This window comes from Streptococcus sp. zg-86, assembly GCF_017639855.1.
Classification (GTDB): domain Bacteria; phylum Bacillota; class Bacilli; order Lactobacillales; family Streptococcaceae; genus Streptococcus; species Streptococcus zhangguiae.
This window is the reverse complement of record NZ_CP072115.1, coordinates 1,346,584-1,369,653: the sequence shown is the minus strand read 5'-3', so window position 1 is coordinate 1,369,653 and position 23,070 is coordinate 1,346,584. Positions and strand designations below refer to the sequence as shown.

Below are 23,070 nucleotides of genomic sequence, written 5' to 3'. Positions count from 1 at the left end.
AAAAGGAAGATATGGCGATTCAAAAATTAGAAAACTACAACAACAAAGAGACAATCCAAGAAGAAGTAGGAATTTTGACAGATATCTTGCAGGATGTTGCGCGTCAGCTGATGTCTGAAGAAACCTTTGACAAGATTATCGAACTTGGAACTCTTTCAAAACAAGATGATTACAGCCAGTTAATGGAAATTATCGGTCAATTGACCAATGATGAGTTAGCGGTTATTTCCCGTTACTTTGCCGTCTTACCTCTCTTGATTAACATTTCAGAGGATGTGGATTTGGCTTATGAAATTAATCATCAGAATAATTTAGGACAAGATTACCTTGGAAAAATTTCGACTACGATTGATTTGGTTTCCCAGCGTGAAGATGCGGCTGAAATCTTAGAAAATCTGAATGTTGTTCCTGTTTTGACAGCTCATCCAACTCAGGTTCAACGCCAGTCTATGCTCGATTTGACCAAGCATATCCATGAATTGCTTCGTCGCTATCGTGATGTGAAGCTCGGTCTTATGAACCGCACTAAGTGGCTCGATGAATTGCGCTGTTATGTGGAAATCATGATGCAGACAGAGATGATTCGCGAGAAGAAACTCAAGGTAACGAATGAAATTACCAATGTCATGGAGTATTACAATAGTTCCTTCATCAAGGCAGTGACCAAACTCCAGCGAGAATACAAGAATCTTGCAGCAGAACGTGGAGTTGAACTGGTAAATCCGCGTCCGATTACCATGGGAATGTGGATCGGTGGAGACCGTGACGGCAATCCCTTTGTTACAGCAGAAACCCTGAAATTGTCTGCCCTTACCCAGTGTGAAGTCATTATGAATTACTACCATGACCAACTGGAAAAACTCTACAGTAATTTCTCCTTATCAACAACCATTGTTGAGGTCAGTCCAGCAGTTCAAGCCTTGGCTGATTTATCTGCAGATCATTCTGTTTATCGTGAGCATGAGCCCTATCGTAAAGCCTTTCATTATATCCAGATGAAATTGGCCAATACCCGCGATTATCTGATTCATGACCAGAAAAATGATGAGCGGTATGCCAATGTTCGAGAGTTTAAGGCAGACATCATTGCCATAAAAGAATCCTTGGAAGAAAACAAGGGTGTGGCGCTATTAAAAGGTGATTTGACAGAATTATTAGAAGCGATTGAAGCCTTTGGATTTTACTTGGCTAGTATCGATATGCGCCAAGATTCGAGCATTCATGAGGCTAGTGTCGCTGAACTATTAGCTTCTGCGAAAATTGTAGAAGATTACAGCAGCTTATCAGAAGAAGAAAAGTGTCAGGTACTCTTAAAAGAATTGGTTGATGATCCACGGATTTTATCTGCGACCCATATTCCAAAATCAGAGCAGTTAGAAAAGGAATTGGCTATTTTTGCAGCAGCCCGTGAATTGAAAGATAAGCTAGGTGAGGAAGTCATCAAACAGCATATTATTTCTCATTCTGAGCATGTATCTGACTTACTAGAATTAGCCTTGCTCTTGAAAGAAGTTGGTCTGGTTGATGCAGAACGTGCGCGTGTGCAGATTGTGCCCCTCTTTGAAACGATTGAAGATTTGGACAATGCCCCTGCCACCATGCGCAATTACTTGCAGTTAGACGTTGCTAAATCTTGGATTGCAGGCAACAATCATTACCAAGAAATCATGCTAGGCTATTCTGATTCCAATAAAGATGGTGGCTATCTGTCATCTGGTTGGACTCTTTACAAAGCGCAGAATGAATTGACCCAAATCGGTCAAGAGTATGGCGTGAAAATTACCTTCTTCCATGGACGTGGTGGGACAGTTGGACGTGGTGGTGGTCCTTCTTACGATGCCATTACTTCTCAACCATTTGGTTCTATCAAGGATCGGATTCGTTTGACAGAACAAGGAGAGGTCATCGGAAATAAATACGGTAATAAGGATGCAGCCTACTACAACTTAGAAATGCTGGTATCTGCAACCTTAGACCGGATGGTGACGCAGATGATTGTTGATTTAGATGAAATTGATGGCTATCGTGCAATTATGAATGATATTGTTGAGGATAGTTACCAAATTTATCGTGATCTGGTCTTTGGCAATCCGAATTTTTATGATTATTTCTTTGCAGCGAGCCCAATTCGTGAAGTGTCTAGTTTGAATATTGGTTCCCGTCCAGCAGCGCGAAAAACCATTACTGAAATCGGAGGACTCCGTGCCATTCCGTGGGTCTTCTCATGGTCGCAAAATCGTGTCATGCTCCCAGGTTGGTATGGAGTGGGTTCTAGTTTCAAACGATTCATTGACAAAGATCCAGACAATCTTGCTAAGCTCCAACAAATGTATGAAAATTGGCCATTTTTCCGTTCTCTGCTGTCAAATGTGGACATGGTCCTCTCCAAATCTAACATGAACATTGCCTTTGAATATGCTAAGATGTGTGAGGATGAAGATGTGCATTCTATTTTCTATACCATTTTGGATGAATGGCAATTAACCAAAGATATGATTTTGGCGATTGAGCAAAATGATGAATTATTGGCAGAACTACCGTTCTTGAAAGCCAGTCTTGCTTACCGCATGCCTTATTTCAATGTCTTGAATTACATTCAAATTGAATTGATCAACCGCCTCCGTCGTGGAGAATTAAGTGCGGATCAGGAAAGTCTGATTCATATTACCATCAATGGTGTTGCAACTGGTTTGCGGAATTCAGGTTAAGAACAAAAAATCGGTTTTGGCCGATTTTTTTGTCTATTTGCTCAATATGCTGTAACCAATTGTCAATTCATTCGTTCTATTAGTGAAAGGAGGGGAGAAAGATTCGGTTCGACGAATATGAAAAAGAAGTCATGGGCATTGCGAAAGAAATTTCCTATTATCTGCAAAAATCAGGCGCCAATCAAGCAGATAGTGATGATATTGCTCAGGACATTTTGGTTAAAATTCTCGAGGCAGACATTGTTCTTCCCTTCGAGAAATTGCGGGCTTGGCTTTATCGCTCAGCTATTCGAGCCTATATTGATCGGTATCGTAGAGATAGGCGCTACCATGAGATTATCCAGCAGGAATTTTTCCACAAGGAGAAGGCGCTAAAGTACGATACAGCAGATTATGGACCGTTGTATGAGGCGGTAGCAGAATTGCCCACTCAGTACCAGTCGGTACTGGACTGTTATTATTTTCAAGAAATGACGACCAAGGAGGTAGCACAGGTCTTGGGAATTAGTCAAAGCCTGGTTAAGATGAACCTCTATCGTGGTCGTAAGCAGTTAGCAAGATTGCTAAAGGAGAAAGGATACGAATATGAAGACTTTTGAAGTTGCAGCAAAGAAAAGTAAACGAAAGAACAGGGTGAAAACTGTCTTACTTTCGATCGTGACGGGATTTGTACTGTTGGTTGTCGGTTGGAAGGGGCTGGCTTGGATTACCTCTCGTAATGCCAATGAAGTGCGTGATTACCACCAAACAATGACAGAAATCAGTTATCCTAATGTTAGCTATATAAACTGGTCCTTCATTGCAGACTCGGAATTTACCGGAACCTATTATGCCGATCAGGTTAAGGATATTGCAGGAATTACTGTTCCGTTTGAAGATTTTGAGAGTCATTATGGCCTGTATAGGGGCTATGGCTCAAATCAGCATCTCAATCTCTATAAATCATCAGATAATAAGGGTGGCTACACCCACGGGAATAGCTATAAGGTGCCACTTTTTTATAATACCAATCGCAATTATCAGCAAATGGGGGATATCGTCACTCAGGACATCTCTCTCTTATCTCAGATGCCCAATCGCGTAGTTGAAATGGCAGTGACCTTTGATAAGCCCTATACCTTTGATGAAATTCAAACCATGATTCCTAGTCATTTGAACATCAACTGGTACTGGATTGGTAGCACTAGTATCTATGATACGAGTAAGTTAAAGCTCAATGCTCAGATTGGTTTTCAGCCGAATCTCGCTCAACTAGAAACCTATGACGAGATGAAAAAACAGGAAAAACCAGCAAATCTGTCTAAGGAAAAAGCTCAAAAAGCCTATGAGGACTACCAAAAGAAACTGGCTGATTTAACACCTAGTCAAGCCTTCCATAATAGCTATACCTTCTTCCAAGCACATCTGGAGAAGGCTTTGGCGAATCATTGGCTCGGATATAGTGTGGGAGAAGATGGGAAAGACTATGATTTGACCAATGATGTCAAAGACTATCTTAAAAAGAATCAAGACGGAAAAACAGCTACATTTGCTGGTGTGATTTTAACGGGTAAGGCAGAAGACTTTGCTCAACTTGAAAAAGCTAGCTGGATTTTTGCCTCTAATATCGGTCAGGATGTGGAAGTTAAGCCCTATTATCACCTAGAGACCCACAGATAATCCCTTTTTGAATCTCACTTTCTTTCAGATTTTCAGTTTGCGCTTTTACAAATATGATAAAATAAGACTAGACCTGTAACTTTTACGGGTCTCGTTTCGTTTTATTAGTGAGGAAGGGAGGGAAGTGCGATTAAACTAGATGCCTATGAACAAGTCTTGATTGATTTTGCCAAAGATGTCATCGCTTATTTGATGGCATCAGGTGTGCCGAAAGAGCAGGCAGAAGATGTCGTCCAAGATATATTTGTCAAGCTTCTTGAAATGCCAGTTGCAATCCCTGGTGAAAAGATTCGAGCCTTCCTGTACCGCTCTGCCATTCGTCGCTACATTGATAAGTACCGCAGAGACAAACGTTATATGGAAATTTTACGGCAAGAATTTTTCAAACCACATGAACTTTCCCCCTTTGAAACAGACCAATATGACTTTCTCTTGGAAGAAGTAGAAAAATTGCCACAGCAGGATGCGCTTCTCTTGGAACTCTTTTATTTTCAGGGTTTTACTATTCGTGAAATAGCAGAGCTTCTCTCTTATTCCGTCAGCAAGGTCAAAGTCAGTCTGCACCGCAGTCGTCAAAAATTAAAACAAGCCCTTAAACAGAAAGGATATGATGATGGAAACATTTGAAGTATTAGCGAAGAAAACGAGAAGAGAATGGAAAAAACGGACGCTTCTCATTAGTTTTGGATCCGTTTTGTTGGCTAGTGGAGTCGCTTTTCTCATCTGGATGGGACTAGGATTTCTATCTACACAGCAGTATCATCAATTGGACGATTATTACTATAGGCAGACTAGTATTGCCTTTCCGAATATGCAACGGGACAATGTACGAGTCGTATTTGCCAATAACCTTGGTGGAACTTACGAGGCTAATCTCATCAAGGATATAGACGGAATTTCCGTAAAATATGAAGAAATTGCAGCAAATTTTACGGTCATGAACCAGGATCAAGATGCCTTAGCTTCTTTTGTATTACCCGCATCTGTCGAGCAAGATAGTACAGAAATGGCTTATAGTTATAAAAGTCACCAAAAGGCAGCCCTGTTTTTCAATCCCAAGGCTAGCTATGGTTCCGAAGATATTATTCGAAAACCTGCGAAGGAACTGTCTTATTTGTCACAGATGAAAGGGCAGTTGGTAGAAGTAGCTATCAGCTTTGATAAGCAGTACACCTTGGCAGAACTAGAAGAAAAATTGCCTAAAAATCTCAAGATTAATTGGTATTGGATTGGTAGTGTGAGTACTGACAATACAGCGCAAAAGGCTATCAGTCATCTCTTTGGCTGGACACCAAGAAAACAATGGCTGGATTCTTCTTATCAGGAATTTTATGAATTATTGGAAGCATTTAGCCAGAGTAAGGAATTTAAGGAGATGGGGCAAGAAGGGCTAGCAGAAGATGTGACAGCACATCTTGCTTCAGAGGGAAAAGTTGGAAAAGCCAGCTTCGGAGGGGTCATTCTAACAGGTAAGGCAGAGAACTTTGCCCAACTGGAAAATCAGGATTGGATATTCGCTTCAAGCATTGGTGCAGCTATCCCAAATCAGCCTTATTATCAGCTCGATGTGGAATAAATCATAAAAAAGATAGAAAATACTTGCATTTCTGCTACAATTTGATAGAATAGTAAGGTAAAGTTAGACTGTATTGCCTACTGTCTATCTATAAAATATATTTTATTGGAGGCTTTTACCAAAATGGCAAAAGAAAAATACGATCGTAGTAAACCACACGTTAACATTGGTACAATTGGACACGTTGACCACGGTAAAACTACTTTGACAGCAGCTATCACAACTGTATTGGCACGTCGCTTGCCTTCATCAGTTAACCAACCAAAAGATTACGCTTCTATCGATGCTGCTCCAGAAGAGCGCGAACGCGGAATCACTATCAACACTGCACACGTTGAGTACGAAACTGAAAAACGTCACTATGCGCACATCGACGCTCCAGGACACGCGGACTACGTTAAAAACATGATCACTGGTGCGGCTCAAATGGACGGAGCTATCCTTGTAGTAGCTTCAACTGATGGACCAATGCCACAAACTCGTGAGCACATCCTTCTTTCTCGTCAGGTTGGTGTTAAACACTTGATCGTCTTCATGAACAAAGTTGACTTGGTTGACGACGAAGAATTGCTTGAGTTGGTTGAAATGGAAATCCGTGATCTTCTTTCAGAATACGATTTCCCAGGTGATGACCTTCCAGTTATCCAAGGTTCAGCTCTTAAAGCTCTTGAAGGTGACTCAGCATTTGAAGATATCATCATGGACTTGATGAACACTGTTGATGAGTACATTCCAGAACCAGAACGCGATACTGACAAACCATTGCTTCTTCCAGTCGAAGACGTATTCTCAATCACTGGACGTGGTACTGTTGCTTCAGGACGTATCGACCGTGGTACTGTTCGTGTCAACGACGAAATCGAAATCGTTGGTATCAAAGAAGAAACTTCTAAAGCAGTTGTTACTGGTGTTGAAATGTTCCGTAAACAATTGGACGAAGGTCTTGCAGGAGACAACGTTGGTGTTCTTCTTCGTGGTGTACAACGTGATGAAATCGAACGTGGACAAGTTATCGCTAAACCAGGTTCAATCAACCCACACACTAAATTCAAAGGTGAAGTTTACATCCTTACTAAAGAAGAAGGTGGACGTCACACTCCATTCTTCGACAACTACCGTCCACAGTTCTACTTCCGTACAACTGACGTAACTGGTTCAATCAAATTGCCAGCAGGTACTGAAATGGTAATGCCTGGTGATAACGTAACAATCGACGTTGAATTGATCCACCCAATCGCCGTTGAACAAGGTACTACTTTCTCTATCCGTGAAGGTGGACGTACTGTTGGTTCAGGTATGGTTACAGAAATCGAAGCATAATTCGATTACGTTCCCAGAAATAACAATTATAAACAGACAAAAAAGAGCCCTAGCACTTGCTAGGGTTTCTTTTTTGTGAAGGAAAGGAAGTAGTGAGGTAGATAGAAAGAGTCTTCTCTCACTACCCATACTCGTCAAAAATCAAAGTCTGATGTCGTTAACTCACCTTGCTGAACTTCAGTTCTAGCTACGATTTCGTTGCCTAGTCAGATTTTGATTTTTATAGAGTATCAGCTGTTGGCGGCATTAGAGAGGAGACTAGGGAGGGTTAGGAGTTTGTCTAGCCATTTTCGACAACAAGTTGTCCATTCTTATAGACCTGGCTGACGAGGTTGGTAGCAAAGAAGTAGAATGGATAATCAAGGTTTTCTGCATCAAAGATGGTAATGTCTGCCTGCTTTCCACTATCAAAGTTTCCGATTGTCTTTTCACGAGCGACAGAGTAGGCAGCATTGATTGTGACAGCATTCAAGATTTCAATTGGAGTTAAGCGTAACATAAAGCAACCAAGTTGCATTACAAATTGAAGGTTTGCAGTTGGACAACTGCCGGGATTACTGTCGGTCGAAAGCGTAATCGCCATGCCCTTATCCAGCATTTTTAGTGCAGGAGCATAGGTGTCTTCCATTAAACTAAAGGTAGTAGCAGGTAGAAGATTACCGATGACATGTGCTTGGCTCATTTTTTCGATACCTTCATCAGTAGCAACCATTAAATGCTCAGCACTGACAGTTTCGAGTTCTGCAGCAACATCCACTCCACCAATTGATTCGATTTCATCAGCATGAATGCGGAGTTTAAAGCCCATTTCCTTGGCTTTGGAAAGAAGATAACGCGATTCATCTGCGGTGAAAACACCTTTTTCACAGAAAATATCACAAAATTCTGCCAGTTCTTCTTCCTTAACAAGTGGTAACATCTTCTCAACAATTTCGTCTAGGTATTCTTGAGAACGACCTTTATATTCAGGTGGAATGGCGTGAGCAGCCATGAAGGTTGAAATGAGATCGATAGAATGGTCTTTGTCTAGCTGAGCAACTACTTCTAATTGGCGTTTTTCAGTTTCCCAATCTAATCCGTAACCACTTTTTGCCTCAACGGTTGTTACACCGTGGCGTAACATATAGTCTAATAAGCGTTTGGATTTTTGATAGAGGGTATCAAAGGACGCTTCTCTCGTTGCACGAACAGTAGAGAGAATACCACCTCCTTGAGCTAGAATATCTAGATAAGAGACACCAGCTAATTTTTTAGCAAATTCATGCTCGCGACTACCTCCATAGACTAAATGGGTGTGGCAGTCAATTAATCCTGGTGTAGCCACTTTTCCTTTATAAGAACAAAGCTCAGTATCTTTTCCAATCAAGTCTGCTCTCGGCTCACCGCTGCCAACTTCTAGGATTTTTCCGTCTTTGATGGCAATATAGGCATCTGTCAGAATCTGTCCTTCCTTCATTTCAGCTCCCCTCAGGGGGTGACCTGGATCAATTGGACAAAAGAGTTGGTTGAAATGTACGAGTACCTTATCTGCTGTCATCTAGTAAATCCTCCTTTAAATAGATTAAAATTAATTCGAAACATCTAAATTGTAGAAAAAAACCGTCTAATTTTTGTCTAAAATGAATTTCATTTTGCATTCTGCAAAAGAAAAACAAATTTTTTGAGGAACTTGACTATTTGTGGACGGTCATTGAGTAAACTGTAGGGGAAACTAAATCATTTCATACTCGTCAAAAATCAAATCGTGGTCCCCTTCACTTACCATGCTGAACCTTGGTTCGAATCGTGGTCTTGTTGGTCTCATCAACTGTTGATTTTCACAGAGTATTCATTACCATTATATAGGAGGTTTTTGCTATGCATCGTTTTGATGAAACTGAAATTGCTGGTGCAATGACTGTCAAATTAGATGACGTTTTACCAGAGAAAACGGTCTTTCAAGAAGGAATTCGAAGAGCACCGAATAGAGGCTTTCGCTTGACACAAGCTCAAACAGAAATTGCACTAAAAAATGCTTTGCGGTATGTTCCTAAACGCTTCCACGAAGAAGTAATACCAGAATTTTTAGAAGAATTAACAACTCGAGGACGGATTTACGGCTATCGTTGGCGACCAAAAGGTCGAATTTATGGGAAGCCAATTGATGAATACAAGGGAAATTGTACAGCTGCTAAGGCTATGCAAGTGATGATTGATAATAATCTCAGTTTTGAAATTGCCCTCTATCCTTACGAATTGGTTACCTATGGAGAAACAGGTTCTGTCTGTGCCAACTGGATGCAATACAATTTGATTATGAAATATCTGGAAGTGATGACAGAAGAACAAACCCTTGTAGTCGAATCAGGTCACCCTCTCGGACTCTTTAAATCAAAACCAGAAGCACCCCGTGTCATCATTACCAATGGCTTGTTGGTCGGTGAATACGATAATATGAAGGACTGGGAAATTGCAGAAGAAATGGGTGTGACAAATTATGGTCAAATGACTGCTGGTGGTTGGATGTACATTGGTCCACAAGGGATTGTACATGGAACTTTCAATACACTCTTAAATGCAGGTCGTCTCAAACTAGGTGTGCCAGATGATGGAGATTTGACAGGAAAATTATTCATTTCCTCTGGTTTAGGAGGGATGAGTGGAGCTCAAGGTAAGGCTGCTGAAATTGCTAATGCCGTATCCATTATTGCAGAAGTAGATGCTTCTCGGATTGAAACACGCCATACACAAGGATGGATTAGTCAAATTGCTGAGACACCAGAAGAAGCAATGCAACTAGCAAAAGAATATCTCGATAAAAAAGAATCCACTTCGATTGCCTTCCATGGAAATATCGTAGATTTGCTAGAATATGTCAATGAACAGGGCATTCATGTGGATCTCTTGTCTGACCAAACTTCCTGTCACAACGTCTATGATGGTGGCTACTGCCCAGCAGGTATTAGTTTTGATGAGCGTACTCGCCTATTAGCAGAAGATAAGGAAACCTTTATTCGCCTAGTAGATGAAACCTTAGCACGCCATTATGAAGCTATTAAGACACTGACAGAAAAAGGAACCTATTTCTTTGACTATGGAAATGCCTTCATGAAATCGGTATATGATTCTGGTATCAAGGCCATTTCTAAAAATGGTGTGGATGATAAGGACGGCTTTATTTGGCCTTCTTATGTCGAAGATATCATGGGACCAATGCTCTTTGACTATGGCTATGGACCTTTCCGTTGGGTCTGCCTCAGTGGTAAACATGAAGACTTGATGATGACAGATAAGGCAGCGATGGAAGCGATTGACCCAACTCGCCGTTACCAAGACCGTGATAATTATAACTGGATTCGGGACGCTGAAAAGAACCAATTAGTAGTGGGAACACAGGCACGTATCTTATACCAAGATTGCCTCGGCCGTGTCAATATCGCCCTTAAATTTAACCAACTTGTTCGTGAAGGAAAAATTGGTCCTGTCATGATTGGTCGTGACCACCACGATGTGTCTGGTACAGATTCTCCATTCCGTGAAACATCTAATATTAAGGACGGCTCAAATGTTACCTGTGATATGGCTGTTCAATGTTATGCAGGAAATGCAGCGCGTGGTATGAGTTTGGTGGCTCTCCACAATGGTGGTGGTACTGGTATTGGTAAAGCAATCAATGGTGGTTTTGGTTTGGTTCTTGATGGTAGTGAGCGAATTGATGAAATCATCAAATCAGCTATTGCCTGGGATACAATCGGTGGTGTGGCTCGCCGAAATTGGGCTCGTAATGACCATGCGATTGAAACAGCTATTGAATACAACCGTCTACACCAAGGTACAGATCATATTACCATTCCATATTTGACAGATGAAGAGTTGATCAAAGCATCTGTTGAAAAGATTTTTAAATAAGTATAGTGAATTGAATAAAGGTTAGGACATCGTTCAGTCGCCTTGCTTCAATAGTCCAGTGGGCTGTTGAAGGTTGGAAATAGGGATTATGGAGTAATCCTCAATTAACGCCAAGTTCTATCTGTAGCTCTTTGCCTTGTCCTATTCCTTTCTCAATCTACTATAAAATGTAAACGTTATCTAAAATTATATATAAAAGGAGAACTCAGCTTATGGCAAAGATTATTGAATGTATCCCTAATTTTTCAGAAGGACGAAACCAAGTTGTCATTGATGGTCTAGTCGCAACAGCTAAAAGCATTCCAGGAGTGACCTTGTTGGACCATTCCTCTGATCAAAGTCACAATCGTAGTGTCTTCACCTTGGTTGGAGATGAAGAAGGTATCCAAGAAGTAGCCTTTCAACTAGTGAAATTTGCAACTGAAAATATTGATATGACTAAGCACGAAGGGGAACATCCTCGAATGGGGGCAACAGATGTTATGCCATTTGTCCCAATCAAAGATGTGACAACTGAAGAATGCGTTGAAATTTCTAAGAAGGTAGCAGAACGCATTAACAAAGAATTAGCTATTCCGGTCTTTCTCTATGAAGAATCAGCTACTAGTCCAGATCGGAAGAACTTGGCGAAAGTTCGTAAGGGTCAATTTGAAGGAATGCCTGAAAAATTATTGCAGGAAGAATGGGCACCAGATTTTGGTGAACGCAAGATTCACCCAACTGCAGGCGTTATTGCAGTCGGAGCTCGGATGCCATTGATTGCCTTTAATGTGAACTTGGATACAGACGATGTCGAAATTGCCAATAAGATTGCGAAGATTATTCGTGGTTCTAGTGGCGGCTACAAATACTGTAAAGGTATTGGTGTCATGCTTGAAGACCGCAAGATTGCCCAAGTATCTATGAATATGGTCAACTTTGAAAAATGTCCACTCTACCGCACCTTTGAAACCATTCGCTTTGAAGCAAAACGCTATGGTGTGAATATTATCGGTTCTGAAATTATTGGTTTAACACCAGTCAAAGCTCTAGCAGATGTAGCAGAATATTACTTACAGATTGAAGAATTCGACTTCAATAAACAAGTGCTTGAAAATCATCTGTTGGGATAGAAGGGATTATCGGTATGAAATTAGTAGAGATGACTTTGACAGAGTTTGCACAAGTATTAGGATCAGATGCTCCAGCTCCTGGAGGAGGCTCAGCCGCAGCTTTGTCAGCAGTAAATGGGATTTCGTTGACCAAGATGGTTTGCGAATTAACCCTCGGCAAGAAGAAATACGAAGAGTTTCAAGAAGAAATTACTGCTATTCATCAAGCAAGTAGCCAATTGCAATCAGATTTGCTTGCAGCGGTGGATAAGGATACAGAAGCCTTTAACTTGGTATCAGCTGTCTTTGATATGCCAAAAGAAACAGATGAGGATAAGGCTGCTAGAAGACAGGCGATGCAAGATGCGCTCAAAGAAGCAAGCAAGTCTCCATTTAGTATGATGGAAATGATGCTTGAAGCCTTGAAAGTGACAGAAAGAGCTATTGGAAAGTCCAATACAAATGCAGCAAGTGACTTAGGAGTTGCAGCTTTAAACCTAAAAGCAGGTTTACAAGGGGCATGGCTCAATGTTCTCATCAACCTTTCTGGTATTAAAGACGAAGAATTTGTGAGTGCCTACCAATCAAATGGTCAAACAATACTAGACCAAGGCTGCCAACTAGCGGATGATATTTATCAAGCAATCTTACAGGTTGTGTAAGGATATAAAGGAGTAGAAGCATGGTGTTAACGGATATCGAAATTGCCAACTCAGTAGAAATGGAACCAATCACGAAAGTCGCTCAATCAATTGGAATTGAAGAAGATGTATTGACCCTTTATGGAAAATACAAGGCTAAGATTGATGCGCGTGAGCTAGAAAAATTAGCCGATAAACCGGATGGGAAATTGATTTTAGTAACTGCTATTTCTCCAACTCCAGCAGGTGAAGGGAAGACCACCACTTCGGTTGGTTTGGCAGATGCCTTGTCTAAGATTGGGAAAAAATCAATCATTGCCCTACGTGAACCGTCACTTGGTCCCGTATTTGGGGTCAAGGGAGGAGCTGCTGGTGGTGGTTATGCACAAGTGGTTCCGATGGAGGACATTAACCTGCATTTTACTGGGGACTTCCATGCGATTGGCGTTGCCAATAACCTCCTTGCAGCCTTGATTGACAATCACATTCATCATGGAAATGCTCTAGGTATTGATAGCAGGCGTATTACATGGAAACGTGTAGTTGATATGAATGACCGCCAATTGCGCCATGTTGTTGATGGGCTTCAAGGCAAGGTCAATGGTGTACCAAGAGAAGATGGATATGACATTACTGTGGCATCAGAAATTATGGCGGTACTCTGTCTATCAGAAAACATCTCAGACTTAAAAGCGCGCTTAGAACGGATTATTATTGGCTATAATTATAGCGGAGAACCAGTTACAGCAGGCGATTTGAAGGCTGCTGGTGCTATGGCCGCCCTCTTGAAAGAAGCGATTCATCCAAACCTTGTCCAAACCTTGGAACATACTCCTGCCCTTATTCATGGTGGCCCATTTGCCAATATTGCCCATGGCTGTAACAGCGTTTTGGCAACCAAATTAGCCCTAAAATATGCGGATTATGCGGTGACAGAAGCAGGATTTGGTGCAGATTTAGGGGCAGAAAAGTTCATTGATATTAAATGTCGTTTGTCTGGCTTACGTCCTTCTGCAGTTGTTTTGGTAGCGACCATTCGTGCTTTGAAAATGCATGGCGGTGTTCAAAAAGCAGATCTTGGTGCAGAAAATGTTCAAGCTGTTATCGATGGTTTGCCAAACTTAGACAAGCATTTGGAAAATATTCAAGAAGTTTATGGTTTGCCAGTTGTCGTTGCTATTAACAAGTTCCCACTTGATACAGAAGCAGAATTAGAGGCTGTTTATGTTGCCTGTCAAAAACGCAATGTAGAGGTTGTGATTTCTGATGTTTGGGCAAACGGTGGGGAAGGCAGCCGTGAATTAGCAGAAAAAGTCGTTGCATTAGCAGAGCAAGAAAATCATTTTAGCTTTGTATATGATGCAGAAGATTCAATCGAAACCAAATTAACAAAACTTGTCACAAAAGTATACGGTGGTAAGGGAATCTCATTGACCCCTGCAGCTCGTAGAGAAATGCAAGAATTGGAACGCCTTGGATTTGGAACGTACCCAATCTGTATGGCTAAGACTCAATATTCTTTCTCTGATGATGCGAAAAAACTGGGCGCACCAAAAGACTTTGTTGTTAAAATTAGTAACCTCAAGGTATCTGCTGGTGCAGGTTTCATCGTTGCGTTGACAGGTGCGATTATGACCATGCCAGGTTTGCCAAAAGTGCCAGCTAGTGAAAAGATCGACATTGATCATGAAGGCAATATCACAGGACTTTTCTAATCATAGGTAGGTAGAAATATGGTGCAGATCGAACAATTCGACGCCAATGTATTTCAAACATCTAACTGGTCGGGGGGAAAGACGACAGAACTGTATCTTTTCCCTCCGTCTGGTAGTTATCAGCAGCGTGATTTCGAGTATCGCTTATCAACAGCGACAGTTGATGTGGCAGAAAGCCAGTTTACAGCCCTACCAGGAATTCAGCGTTTATTGATGACCTTAGATAAACCGATTACGTTGACACAGATAGGTGAACAAAAGGAGGTGCACTTAGACCCATTTGTCGTTCATTCCTTTTCAGGTAACGATGAGATAAAAAGTAAAGGACAATGTCAAGATTTTAATGTCATGTATACAGCCCATTATAGCGCAGAGTTAGCTCCAATCGCTGTTGGGCAATTGAACATCAAATCAGAAGGAATCCAATTTATCTATGCTTTAGATGAGCTAGCGTATACTCTCAATGAAATTAGTGGGGTGCTACCAGCACATCATCTCATGAAAATCACGCGACAATCGCATGATCCAGAAGTGACCTTTACCCTAACGCCCCACGATTCCTCTTTGGAAACCATAGCCATTTGGGTAGGATTCGTCTATAATAAAGATAGGAGTTTGTCTTCTTTTTGATTGATGGATAGGAGAAGCATATGATGGAATCAAAAAAAATAAGTGCCAAAGAAAGAGAAGAGGCTAAGTTTAGCCTAGGTGGCGCTACCCTGTACGGGATTAATGCCGTAATAGGATCAGGGATTTTCTTATTACCACGGAGTATTTATAAAGATTTAGGACCTGCTTCGATAGCAGTCATGTTTGGAACAGCTGTGTTAACGATTATGTTGGCAGTCTGTTTCGCTGAAGTTTCTGGTTATTTTGATAAAAATGGTGGTGCTTTCCAGTATTCTAAGAAAGCATTCGGAGATTTTATTGGTTTTAATGTTGGTATTTTAGGTTGGATGGTAACCATATTTGCCTGGGCAGCCATGGCGGCAGGATTTGCGAAAATCTTCATCATTACCTTCCCAGCTTTTGAAGGATGGAATATCCCAATCAGTATTGGTTTGGTTCTCATGCTATCCTTGATGAATATTGCAGGATTAAAAACCTCTAAAGTCCTAACCCTTACCGCAACCATTGCGAAGCTGATTCCAATTGTCGCATTTTCAGTTTGTACGATTTTCTTCCTCAAGGGTGGCTTATCAAACTTCACACCATTTGTTCAATTATCACCTGGACAAAATCTCTTCGGGGCTATCTCTGGAACAGCAGTTTACATCTTTTATGGATTTATTGGTTTTGAAACCCTTTCTATCGTGGCAGGGGAAATGCGTAATCCAGAAAAGAATGTACCACGTGCGATTTTAGGATCCATTAGTATTGTGTCTGTTTTGTATATGTTAATCATTGGTGGTACCATTGCCATGCTTGGTTCAGGCATTATGGATACAGATGCCCCTGTACAAGAAGCCTTTGTGAAAATGGTTGGTCCTGTTGGAGCTTGGATGGTATCTATTGGAGCCTTGATTTCCATTACCGGCCTAAACATGGGAGAATCCATTATGGTACCGCGTTTTGGAGCAGCGATTGCCAAAGAAGGATTATTGCCTGCTGCGATTGCTAAAGAAAATCAAAATGCGGCCCCTGTTGTTGCCATTGCGATTTCAAGTTCCATTGCCCTTGTGCTCTTGCTAACAGGTTCTTTTGAAACCTTGGCTGGCTTGAGTGTGGTCTTCCGTTTCTTCCAATACATTCCAACTGCCTTAGCAGTTTTAAAATTACGGAAAATGGAACCGGATACAAAGGTGACCTTCCGTGTACCATTTGGTCCAATTATCCCAATTTTAGCAGTAGTAATTAGTTTAGTGATGATTGTCGGTGATAATCCGATGAATGTTGTCTACGGTATTATAGGAGTTATCATCTCCAGTACGATTTATTATCTAATGCACGGTCGTAAGGGTCAAGCACATTAGTGAGCCATAGGAGGAAAAAACGTATGGTACAAGAAATTATTTTAGATGGAAACAGTTTAACACTTGAAGATGTCATTGCGGTGGCCAGAAAGCATGTCCCATGTCGCATTGCAGAAGAGGCTAAAAAGGATGTAGAAGAGTCTCGTAAAATTGTCGATGATATTGTACGTGAAAAACGTGTCGTTTACGGTGTTAATACAGGCTTTGGATCCCTATGTAATGTCAGCATTTCACCTGAAGATACAGTTCAATTACAAGAAAACCTCATTCGGACTCACTCAAGCGGTTTTGGAAATCCATTACCAGAAGATGCGGTACGGGCGATTATGCTGATTCGTGTCAATTCACTCGTAAAAGGTTTTTCAGGTATTCGTCTGTCTACCGTTGAAAAGTTGTTAGAATTACTGAATAAGGAAGTTCATCCCTATATCCCAGAAAAGGGCTCGCTTGGAGCTTCAGGAGATTTAGCACCTCTTTCTCATATGGTTCTTCCAATGCTTGGTTTAGGAAAAGCCTACTATAAAGGTGAGTTATTGCCAGGTAAGGAAGCCTTAGCAAAAGCTGGTATCGAGCCAATTGAACTAGCAGCTAAGGAAGGTTTGGCCTTGATTAACGGAACAACTGTTCTGACAGGTATTGGAGCTTTAGCAACCTACGATGCTATTCAACTGTTGAAATTATCTGATATTGCAGGTGCCCTTTCACTAGAAGCTCATAATGGAATCACTAGCCCATTTGAGGAAGAATTACATACGATTCGTCCGCAAAGTGGTCAATTAGCCACAGCTCGTAATATCCGTCATCTCATTGAAGGTAGTCAGAACACAACTGTGGCAACACAAGAACGTGTGCAAGATCCATATACTCTTCGTTGTATTCCGCAAATTCACGGGGCAAGTAAAGATTCAATTGCTTATGTAAAAGAAAAAGTTGAGATTGAAATTAACTCTGTAACAGATAATCCAATTATTTGTAAAAATGGTCATGTGATTTCAGGAGGTAACTTCCACGGTGAACCAATGGCACAACCATTTGATTTCCTAGCGATTGCCATTTCTGAAATCGGAAATGTATCCGAACGTCGTGTGGAGCGCTTGGTCAACCATCAATTGAGTAAATTACCTTCCTTCTTGGTGAAACACCCAGGTCTCAATTCTGGCTTTATGATTACTCAATATGCCTGTGCGGCTCTTGCTTCTGAAAACAAGGTCTTATCTCACCCAGCAAGCGTGGATTCTATTCCGTCATGTGAAAATCAAGAAGACTTTGTAAGCATGGGAACCATTGCAGCTCGTAAGGCGGGAGAAGTGTTGAAGAACTCTCGCCGAATTGTAGCCACCGAAATCTTGGCAGCTTGTCAGGCGCTTGATTTAAAACCAGAAAATCATGCACTTGGTAAAGGTACGCAACCAGCCTACGATGTCTTCCGCAAATCTGTGAAGTTTATCGAGTTTGACAAGGACATTGAAATCTATGAAGAACTTAATAAAGCTTCTGCTGTTATTGAAAGTGAAGAATTCCTTGCAGCAGTAGAAGAAGCGGTTGAACTATCTATCCAATTTTAGCGGACATGAGGGAAGATATAAGAGTTCGTAACGTACTCTTATGTTGGACGAACTAAAAGAAGCTGGACTTAGGCCCAGCTTCTTTTAGTAGCAGGATTAGAATGAGATTGGGAAGTAGTTGATTACAAGATAAACGTCCTCAATCTAGTCCCGAACGTTTTGTTGGAAGATCGGCTTCTTAAAGTCAATTCCCACATTTTTCAATGAAAAATGTGTTCCCTAGGGTTCTAGTCTTGCCTCTCACACTGAAAAATACTTTACTCAGGACTAAGTCCCGAAAATTATCGTGTAGAAAGACCTTACTGGGAACTGAGGCAAGCTGTTTTTGCTACAGAACAGTCTTACTTAGCAATAGGAAGACAGTTTTCAGTAAGGAATAGCTGTACTAGACAAAAAGTCTGAGCAAAAAATGCGTTTGTTAGAATAAGACTGAGTAACAATAAGGTCATCCAGTGATAGATTGAGCATAGGAAGAAGGGAGGATTTCGAGTTTCCTTACTTTCTTATTTCTCGCTTCGAGTTAGCAGAATCTACAGGATTATCTTTCTCATTTCCCGTCATTTTGATGAAAAAATAGTATAATGAGAGATAGAAAAACAGAAAAAGGGGTTCAGATGTTAGAAGATTATTACAAGTTGGTCTATCCTTATTATCAAGGAGCGGTAGAAGATGATTTATATGCTGCAAAGTGGGGCATGAGAATTCAATTTTTGGATTTAAATGATGAAGCATTATCTCCCTTTGAAGGAATTAACTTCGGGATTATTGGCTTTAAGAGTGACAAAGGAGTTTATATCAATCATGGTCGTGTTGGCGCAGTGGAAGGCCCAGAAGCTATTCGTCCCCAGCTAGCAAAGTTACCGTGGCACTTGGGGCGTCATGTGCGGGTCTTTGATGTTGGCAATATCGATGGTCCCAATCGTTCCCTGTCTCAACTGCAACACAGCCTAGCCAAGGCAGTCAAGCGAATGAGGGAGTTGAATATCCGGCCGATTGTTCTTGGAGGAGGGCATGGAACGGCTTATGGGCACTACACTGGTTTGAAGAATTCCTTACCTACCAATGAATCCTTGGCTGTAATCAATTTTGATGCGCATTTTGACCTACGTCCCTATGACCAAACTGGTCCGAATTCCGGAACAGGTTTTCGTCAAATGTTTGATGATGCACAAGAAGAAAAGCGAGCCTTCCCCTACCTAGTCTTGGGGATACAAGAGCATAATAACAATCTGTTCTTATTTGATTTCGTTGCTAAATCAGAAGGAATTGAATTTTTAACAGGCTTAGATATGTATAAAATGGGACATGAGAATATCTGTCAATTGGTGGATCGATTTTTAGCAGACAAAGAGAAAGTATATGTCACGATTGATATGGATTGTTTTTCCTTTGGTGTAGCACCAGGTGTGAGTGCGATTCAATCACTCGGCGTTGATCCCAATGTGGCATTGATTGTCTTGCAGCATATTGTCGCTTCAGGAAAATTAGTCGGTTTCGATGTGGTTGAAGTATCTCCACCGCATGATATTGATTTCCATACCGCAAACCTTGCCGCTACCTTTATTTTCTATATGACCCAAATTTGGTCGCAAATTCACCACATCTGATTTTCTCCTATAGAACGATTTTTGGTGATGGAAAGAACTTTTTAAATAGTAAAAACGCATAGAATCAGATAATCAAAAATCTGATTTTATGCGTTTTTTTGTCTGCACGTCTAAGTTTAACCCTCTTTAAAGGCAGGAGTTTGCAAGGCTTGCTTCCATTCTTCCAAATCTGATAGTAATCGACGGTCACGATAGGAATTGAGATGGTGTTTGGCAATACCAAAATAGGTTCCAAAGTCTTGTGATAAGAGGTCGATCAGTTCCGAATTTGTCAGCTTGCCGGCTATGATTTGGTATTTGAGTAGGCTCATCAGATAGTAGACCATTCCCTTATCTCTTGGTGTGGAATAGCGCGACATGAGTTGTTCCTTGTTGAGTAAAATCTGCTGGGCTAAGCTATAATCGCCTTTTTGACAATGGATGAGGGCTAGGTAGACATCTAATTGGACAGCTTTCCAAGGATAAAGCTGGGATTTGGTCATGGCTTCAATCTTTGAAAAAATGCGATCAGCTTCTGTCAAATCTCCTAAGTGATAATAGGAAATACCCAGTCCAATATAAAAAATAGTGTTGGATGACTCTGGGCTAATCTGCTGGGTGAGTTGAATGGCCTGCATTTGATAGGTAATTGACTGGTCTAGATTGCCTCTAATCTGCTCAATTTCAGCTAAATAGTCTAGCGCTGCACCAATTTGAATGGCGTATTTATGACGGAGTGAGGCGGTCAAACTAAAGCAGTCAATGGATTGTTTGAGGAGACGAATGGCTTGGCTTTCTTCACCCATCATCAGGTGATAGAGGCCTTTTAAGCGCAGATGAGTTGCAATTGCCTCGTGGTTATTAGCTGTAACAGCCGTATCTAGTGCCAAATCTGTATAGAACTTCATCTCTGAAAGATTTTCCACCTGAATACAGTAATGGATAATTTGCCTGTAGCCCTCCAAGAGGAATTCGTGTTGATGAAGAGCATGGGCGCTATCAATAACGCTGAGAATGTTTTTTATCCCTTTTTCGTAATGGCCAGTACGAATATCGAAGCGCCCCTCAAGGTAGCGGAAATGGTTGAGCAACTGCTGGAATTCCCTTTGGTGACCATGTTGGTGTTCCAAAGAATGAATTATGTCTTCTAATTGGGTGAAGGTATCTTGAATATTTAAGGTATCTTCAGGAGAAGAATAGTGATCAGCAATCGATTGAGGCGTATAGATTGGAAATAACTCATGATGAAACTGCAAGCTAGTATCCAGATAATAGAGGCTATAGCGGAGGGACTGAATCAGTTGCTTTGCTTCTTTGTAATGGTAGGAAATCGTATGGAGGAGCTCTGTATCTTGCTTATTTTTCTCCCAAACCCCTTCAAGATAATGGGCAATCTGTCCATGTAAGAGACGCTTTTTCCCGTGAGACAGGCTATCATAGCAGTAGATTTTGAGAATAGTTTGATGGAAATAAACTAAAATTTCTTCCTTCCCATTGATTTCAGATAAAATGCGTTGTTGGCAAAGGTTTTCACTCATCTCAATGATTTCGTCAAAAGGTAGAACAAGTAACTGCGCTAGCAATTGCAGGGAGACAGGCTTTTGGAAGCAGGTCAAGTAGTGTAGCAATTCCTCTTCACGACTGCTGAGATAGGAGAGTTTTAATTGCATTTTTGCACGAATGGCTGGAGTGAGCGCTTCAAATTTTTCCCCTCTTTTTACCTGCTCGGCATATTCTTCTAGTAAGAAGGGATTTCCTTGACTAATTTGGAAAATCTGTTCTAATTGTTGAGAAGAAACAGAGTGAGATCCAACCAGCATCTGAAAGAATGCCTGACTTTGCTCACTATCAAATGGCTGTAATTCAATGAATTTGACCTGTTGTTGTAGGATAAGCTGATTAAATAAGGAATCAAGATGAGGAGTAGCATGGAGGTGTTTGGTTAGGACTAGCGCAATTGGACATCCCCTCATGTGATTGAGCAAATGTTGGAGCAGAGTAATACTATCTGTGTCCATCCAATGGCAGTCTTCAATGAGTAAAACAAGTGGCTTTTTCTGAGCGATTTGCTGGAGAATGGTGCTCATTGCTAGCGATAGGGCGTTCATGTCCAGCCTATCTTGGGCATAACCTCCAGATAAGAAGGGAAATTCACGTTTGCAGAGCATTTCCCAAGCCTGAATAGACATGATTTGATGATGAATGAGTAAGTCTTTTAGACCGTTTAAAAGACTACGCCAAGGTTGAAGCCGCAAGGAGCGATCACTATTTAGGCATTCAGCTGTTACGATTTGAAATTGCTGGGTTTGATTGGCAAGCACTTGGCGCGTGACCGTTCGTTTGCCAATTCCGCTCCCACCTAATAGTACAAGGGTACGGACATCCTCTTGTTTGATCACATCTGAAAAATAGGCTTCTAATTGAGAAATTTCTTGGACTCGACCATAAAAATGAGTGGTATTGCGTAAAAACTGTTTGATTTTTCGTTCATTGCGTCCCTGCGCAACGACTTCATCGTAAATTTGCTGCACTTCTTGACTTGGTGCAATTCCTAATTCTTCATCGAGCAGGTTTGCTAGTTTATAATATGTCTTGATGACCTTACCTGCTTGATTATTTTCTTGATAGAGTCGCATGAGCAATTGGTAGTTGGCTTCATCAAATTCATCAATTTCAATCAAACGAAGGATATGCTGCTCGGTTTCTTCTACATCATTTTTGGTCAACTGGTATTTCATCTTATCATGACAGGTTTTGATATAGATTTGTTCATAATAAGACCGCATTTTTTCAATCCAAAAATCAAAGGCTTCTGAATTTTTCAGATAGAAGTCCTTGAGAAACCGACCTTGATAGAGACCAAGAGTCTGTTCAGGATTGGCAAGAAATTGTTCGACATCACTTGAAATGGGTAAGTGCGGATTGAGCGAGAGTAGGGAGCGACTGGGACAAATAATGTACTCATCTCCCAAGAATTTATTGGCTTGATAAATGGTGTTGCGCAAATTTTTCTTTGAGATTTGGGTATTTTTGTTTTCCCACAAAATGCCTGCAATTTCATCACGGCTAACATTTTTTTGAAGTAGGAGATAATATAATAAGGCATTTACTTTAGAAAATGAGAAAAAGATTTCTTCTCCATTTAGAAAAATAGCAGGATTTCCAAATAATTTTAGATAAAGTCCCTTGTTCATGTAAACGCCTCCAAATTCAGTTAATTCTACTATAAACTAAAAGGATACTTTTATCAAGTAGGAAGTCGGACGAGACCAAAGAAAGATAGTTGGTCAAGAAAATAGACCTTCTCTACATAGAAAGACTTTCAACTTTTTCTTTTTTATGATAAAA

The 23,070-nt window shown here is 40.9% G+C and carries 16 protein-coding genes; 14 read left to right on the top strand and 2 right to left on the bottom strand.

Annotation, left to right across the window (positions count from 1 at the left end; translation table 11 throughout):
- Window positions 1–11 precede the first annotated feature (11 nt).
- The 6 genes from ppc to tuf all read left to right on the top strand — a co-directional run bounded on the left by ppc (window position 12) and on the right by tuf (window position 7,263).
- Window positions 12–2,708, top strand: coding sequence for a phosphoenolpyruvate carboxylase (gene ppc, locus J5M87_RS06525; RefSeq protein ID WP_154608798.1), 2,697 nt, complete (start codon window positions 12–14; stop codon window positions 2,706–2,708).
- A 101-nt stretch (window positions 2,709–2,809) separates the two neighbouring features.
- A complete protein-coding gene (locus J5M87_RS06520; protein WP_082815614.1) occupies window positions 2,810–3,307 on the top strand; it encodes an RNA polymerase sigma factor in 498 nt (165 codons plus the stop codon).
- Window positions 3,294–4,367 (top strand): anti sigma factor C-terminal domain-containing protein, encoded by a 1,074-nt coding sequence (locus tag J5M87_RS06515; RefSeq protein ID WP_154608799.1) that lies wholly within the window; start codon window positions 3,294–3,296, stop codon window positions 4,365–4,367. Before J5M87_RS06520 ends, J5M87_RS06515 begins: the two co-directional genes overlap by 14 nt.
- Before the next feature lie 129 nt (window positions 4,368–4,496).
- Window positions 4,497–4,994 (top strand): RNA polymerase sigma factor, encoded by a 498-nt coding sequence (locus J5M87_RS06510; RefSeq protein ID WP_257721997.1) that lies wholly within the window; start codon window positions 4,497–4,499, stop codon window positions 4,992–4,994.
- A complete protein-coding gene (locus J5M87_RS06505; protein WP_181351492.1) occupies window positions 4,981–5,943 on the top strand; it encodes an anti sigma factor C-terminal domain-containing protein in 963 nt (320 codons plus the stop codon). The genes J5M87_RS06510 and J5M87_RS06505 overlap by 14 nt, the downstream gene beginning before the upstream one ends.
- A gap of 123 nt (window positions 5,944–6,066) precedes the next feature.
- The gene (tuf, locus tag J5M87_RS06500; protein ID WP_067089207.1) at window positions 6,067–7,263 is read left to right on the top strand and encodes an elongation factor Tu; all 1,197 of its coding nucleotides are present in this window, start codon (window positions 6,067–6,069) and stop codon (window positions 7,261–7,263) included.
- A 280-nt stretch (window positions 7,264–7,543) separates the two neighbouring features.
- Here tuf and hutI read toward each other — a convergent pair whose 3' ends face one another.
- A complete protein-coding gene (gene hutI / locus J5M87_RS06495) occupies window positions 7,544–8,800 on the bottom strand; it encodes an imidazolonepropionase (protein WP_154608801.1) in 1,257 nt (418 codons plus the stop codon).
- A gap of 320 nt (window positions 8,801–9,120) precedes the next feature.
- On the opposite strand from hutI, the gene J5M87_RS06490 reads away from it, so the two are divergent.
- The 8 genes from J5M87_RS06490 (at window position 9,121) to J5M87_RS06455 (ending at window position 19,743) form a co-directional block, all read left to right on the top strand.
- Window positions 9,121–11,151 (top strand): urocanate hydratase, encoded by a 2,031-nt coding sequence (locus J5M87_RS06490; RefSeq protein WP_154608802.1) that lies wholly within the window; start codon window positions 9,121–9,123, stop codon window positions 11,149–11,151.
- 212 nt (window positions 11,152–11,363) lie between these two features.
- Entirely contained in the window at window positions 11,364–12,263 is a 900-nt protein-coding gene (gene ftcD, locus J5M87_RS06485; protein ID WP_154608803.1) for a glutamate formimidoyltransferase, read from the top strand.
- Between the two features lie 14 nt (window positions 12,264–12,277).
- Entirely contained in the window at window positions 12,278–12,904 is a 627-nt protein-coding gene (locus J5M87_RS06480; protein ID WP_154608804.1) for a cyclodeaminase/cyclohydrolase family protein, read from the top strand.
- Window positions 12,905–12,924: 20 nt separating this feature from the next.
- Window positions 12,925–14,598, top strand: coding sequence for a formate--tetrahydrofolate ligase (locus tag J5M87_RS06475; RefSeq protein WP_154608805.1), 1,674 nt, complete (start codon window positions 12,925–12,927; stop codon window positions 14,596–14,598).
- An 18-nt stretch (window positions 14,599–14,616) separates the two neighbouring features.
- Window positions 14,617–15,228: a HutD/Ves family protein gene (locus J5M87_RS06470; protein WP_154608806.1), complete on the top strand. Its 612-nt coding sequence runs from the start codon at window positions 14,617–14,619 to the stop codon at window positions 15,226–15,228.
- Window positions 15,229–15,251: 23 nt separating this feature from the next.
- A complete protein-coding gene (locus J5M87_RS06465) occupies window positions 15,252–16,571 on the top strand; it encodes an APC family permease (RefSeq protein ID WP_154608860.1) in 1,320 nt (439 codons plus the stop codon).
- Window positions 16,572–16,594: 23 nt separating this feature from the next.
- The gene (hutH, locus tag J5M87_RS06460) at window positions 16,595–18,136 is read left to right on the top strand and encodes a histidine ammonia-lyase (protein ID WP_154608807.1); all 1,542 of its coding nucleotides are present in this window, start codon (window positions 16,595–16,597) and stop codon (window positions 18,134–18,136) included.
- A 614-nt stretch (window positions 18,137–18,750) separates the two neighbouring features.
- Window positions 18,751–19,743 (top strand): arginase family protein, encoded by a 993-nt coding sequence (locus J5M87_RS06455; RefSeq protein ID WP_154608861.1) that lies wholly within the window; start codon window positions 18,751–18,753, stop codon window positions 19,741–19,743.
- A 116-nt stretch (window positions 19,744–19,859) separates the two neighbouring features.
- On the opposite strand, the gene J5M87_RS06450 is transcribed toward J5M87_RS06455, so the two are convergent.
- Entirely contained in the window at window positions 19,860–22,916 is a 3,057-nt protein-coding gene (locus tag J5M87_RS06450) for an AAA family ATPase (protein WP_154608808.1), read from the bottom strand.
- Between the last annotated feature and the right edge of the window lie 154 nt (window positions 22,917–23,070).

Bases quoted from the DNA above. Each gene is read 5' to 3' on its own strand.
- ftcD (WP_154608803.1), top strand. From the start codon at position 11,364: ATGGCAAAGATTATTGAATGTATCCCTAATTTTTCAGAAGGACGAAAC.
- J5M87_RS06490 (WP_154608802.1), top strand. From the start codon at position 9,121: ATGCATCGTTTTGATGAAACTGAAATTGCTGGTGCAATGACTGTCAAA.
- J5M87_RS06505 (WP_181351492.1), top strand. From the start codon at position 4,981: ATGGAAACATTTGAAGTATTAGCGAAGAAAACGAGAAGAGAATGGAAA.
- J5M87_RS06475 (WP_154608805.1), top strand. From the start codon at position 12,925: ATGGTGTTAACGGATATCGAAATTGCCAACTCAGTAGAAATGGAACCA.
- hutI (WP_154608801.1), bottom strand. From the start codon at position 8,800: ATGACAGCAGATAAGGTACTCGTACATTTCAACCAACTCTTTTGTCCA.
- ppc (WP_154608798.1), top strand. From the start codon at position 12: ATGGCGATTCAAAAATTAGAAAACTACAACAACAAAGAGACAATCCAA.
- J5M87_RS06465 (WP_154608860.1), top strand. From the start codon at position 15,252: ATGGAATCAAAAAAAATAAGTGCCAAAGAAAGAGAAGAGGCTAAGTTT.
- J5M87_RS06455 (WP_154608861.1), top strand. From the start codon at position 18,751: ATGTTAGAAGATTATTACAAGTTGGTCTATCCTTATTATCAAGGAGCG.
- J5M87_RS06470 (WP_154608806.1), top strand. From the start codon at position 14,617: ATGGTGCAGATCGAACAATTCGACGCCAATGTATTTCAAACATCTAAC.
- tuf (WP_067089207.1), top strand. From the start codon at position 6,067: ATGGCAAAAGAAAAATACGATCGTAGTAAACCACACGTTAACATTGGT.
- J5M87_RS06480 (WP_154608804.1), top strand. From the start codon at position 12,278: ATGAAATTAGTAGAGATGACTTTGACAGAGTTTGCACAAGTATTAGGA.
- hutH (WP_154608807.1), top strand. From the start codon at position 16,595: ATGGTACAAGAAATTATTTTAGATGGAAACAGTTTAACACTTGAAGAT.
- J5M87_RS06450 (WP_154608808.1), bottom strand. From the start codon at position 22,916: ATGAACAAGGGACTTTATCTAAAATTATTTGGAAATCCTGCTATTTTT.
- J5M87_RS06515 (WP_154608799.1), top strand. From the start codon at position 3,294: ATGAAGACTTTTGAAGTTGCAGCAAAGAAAAGTAAACGAAAGAACAGG.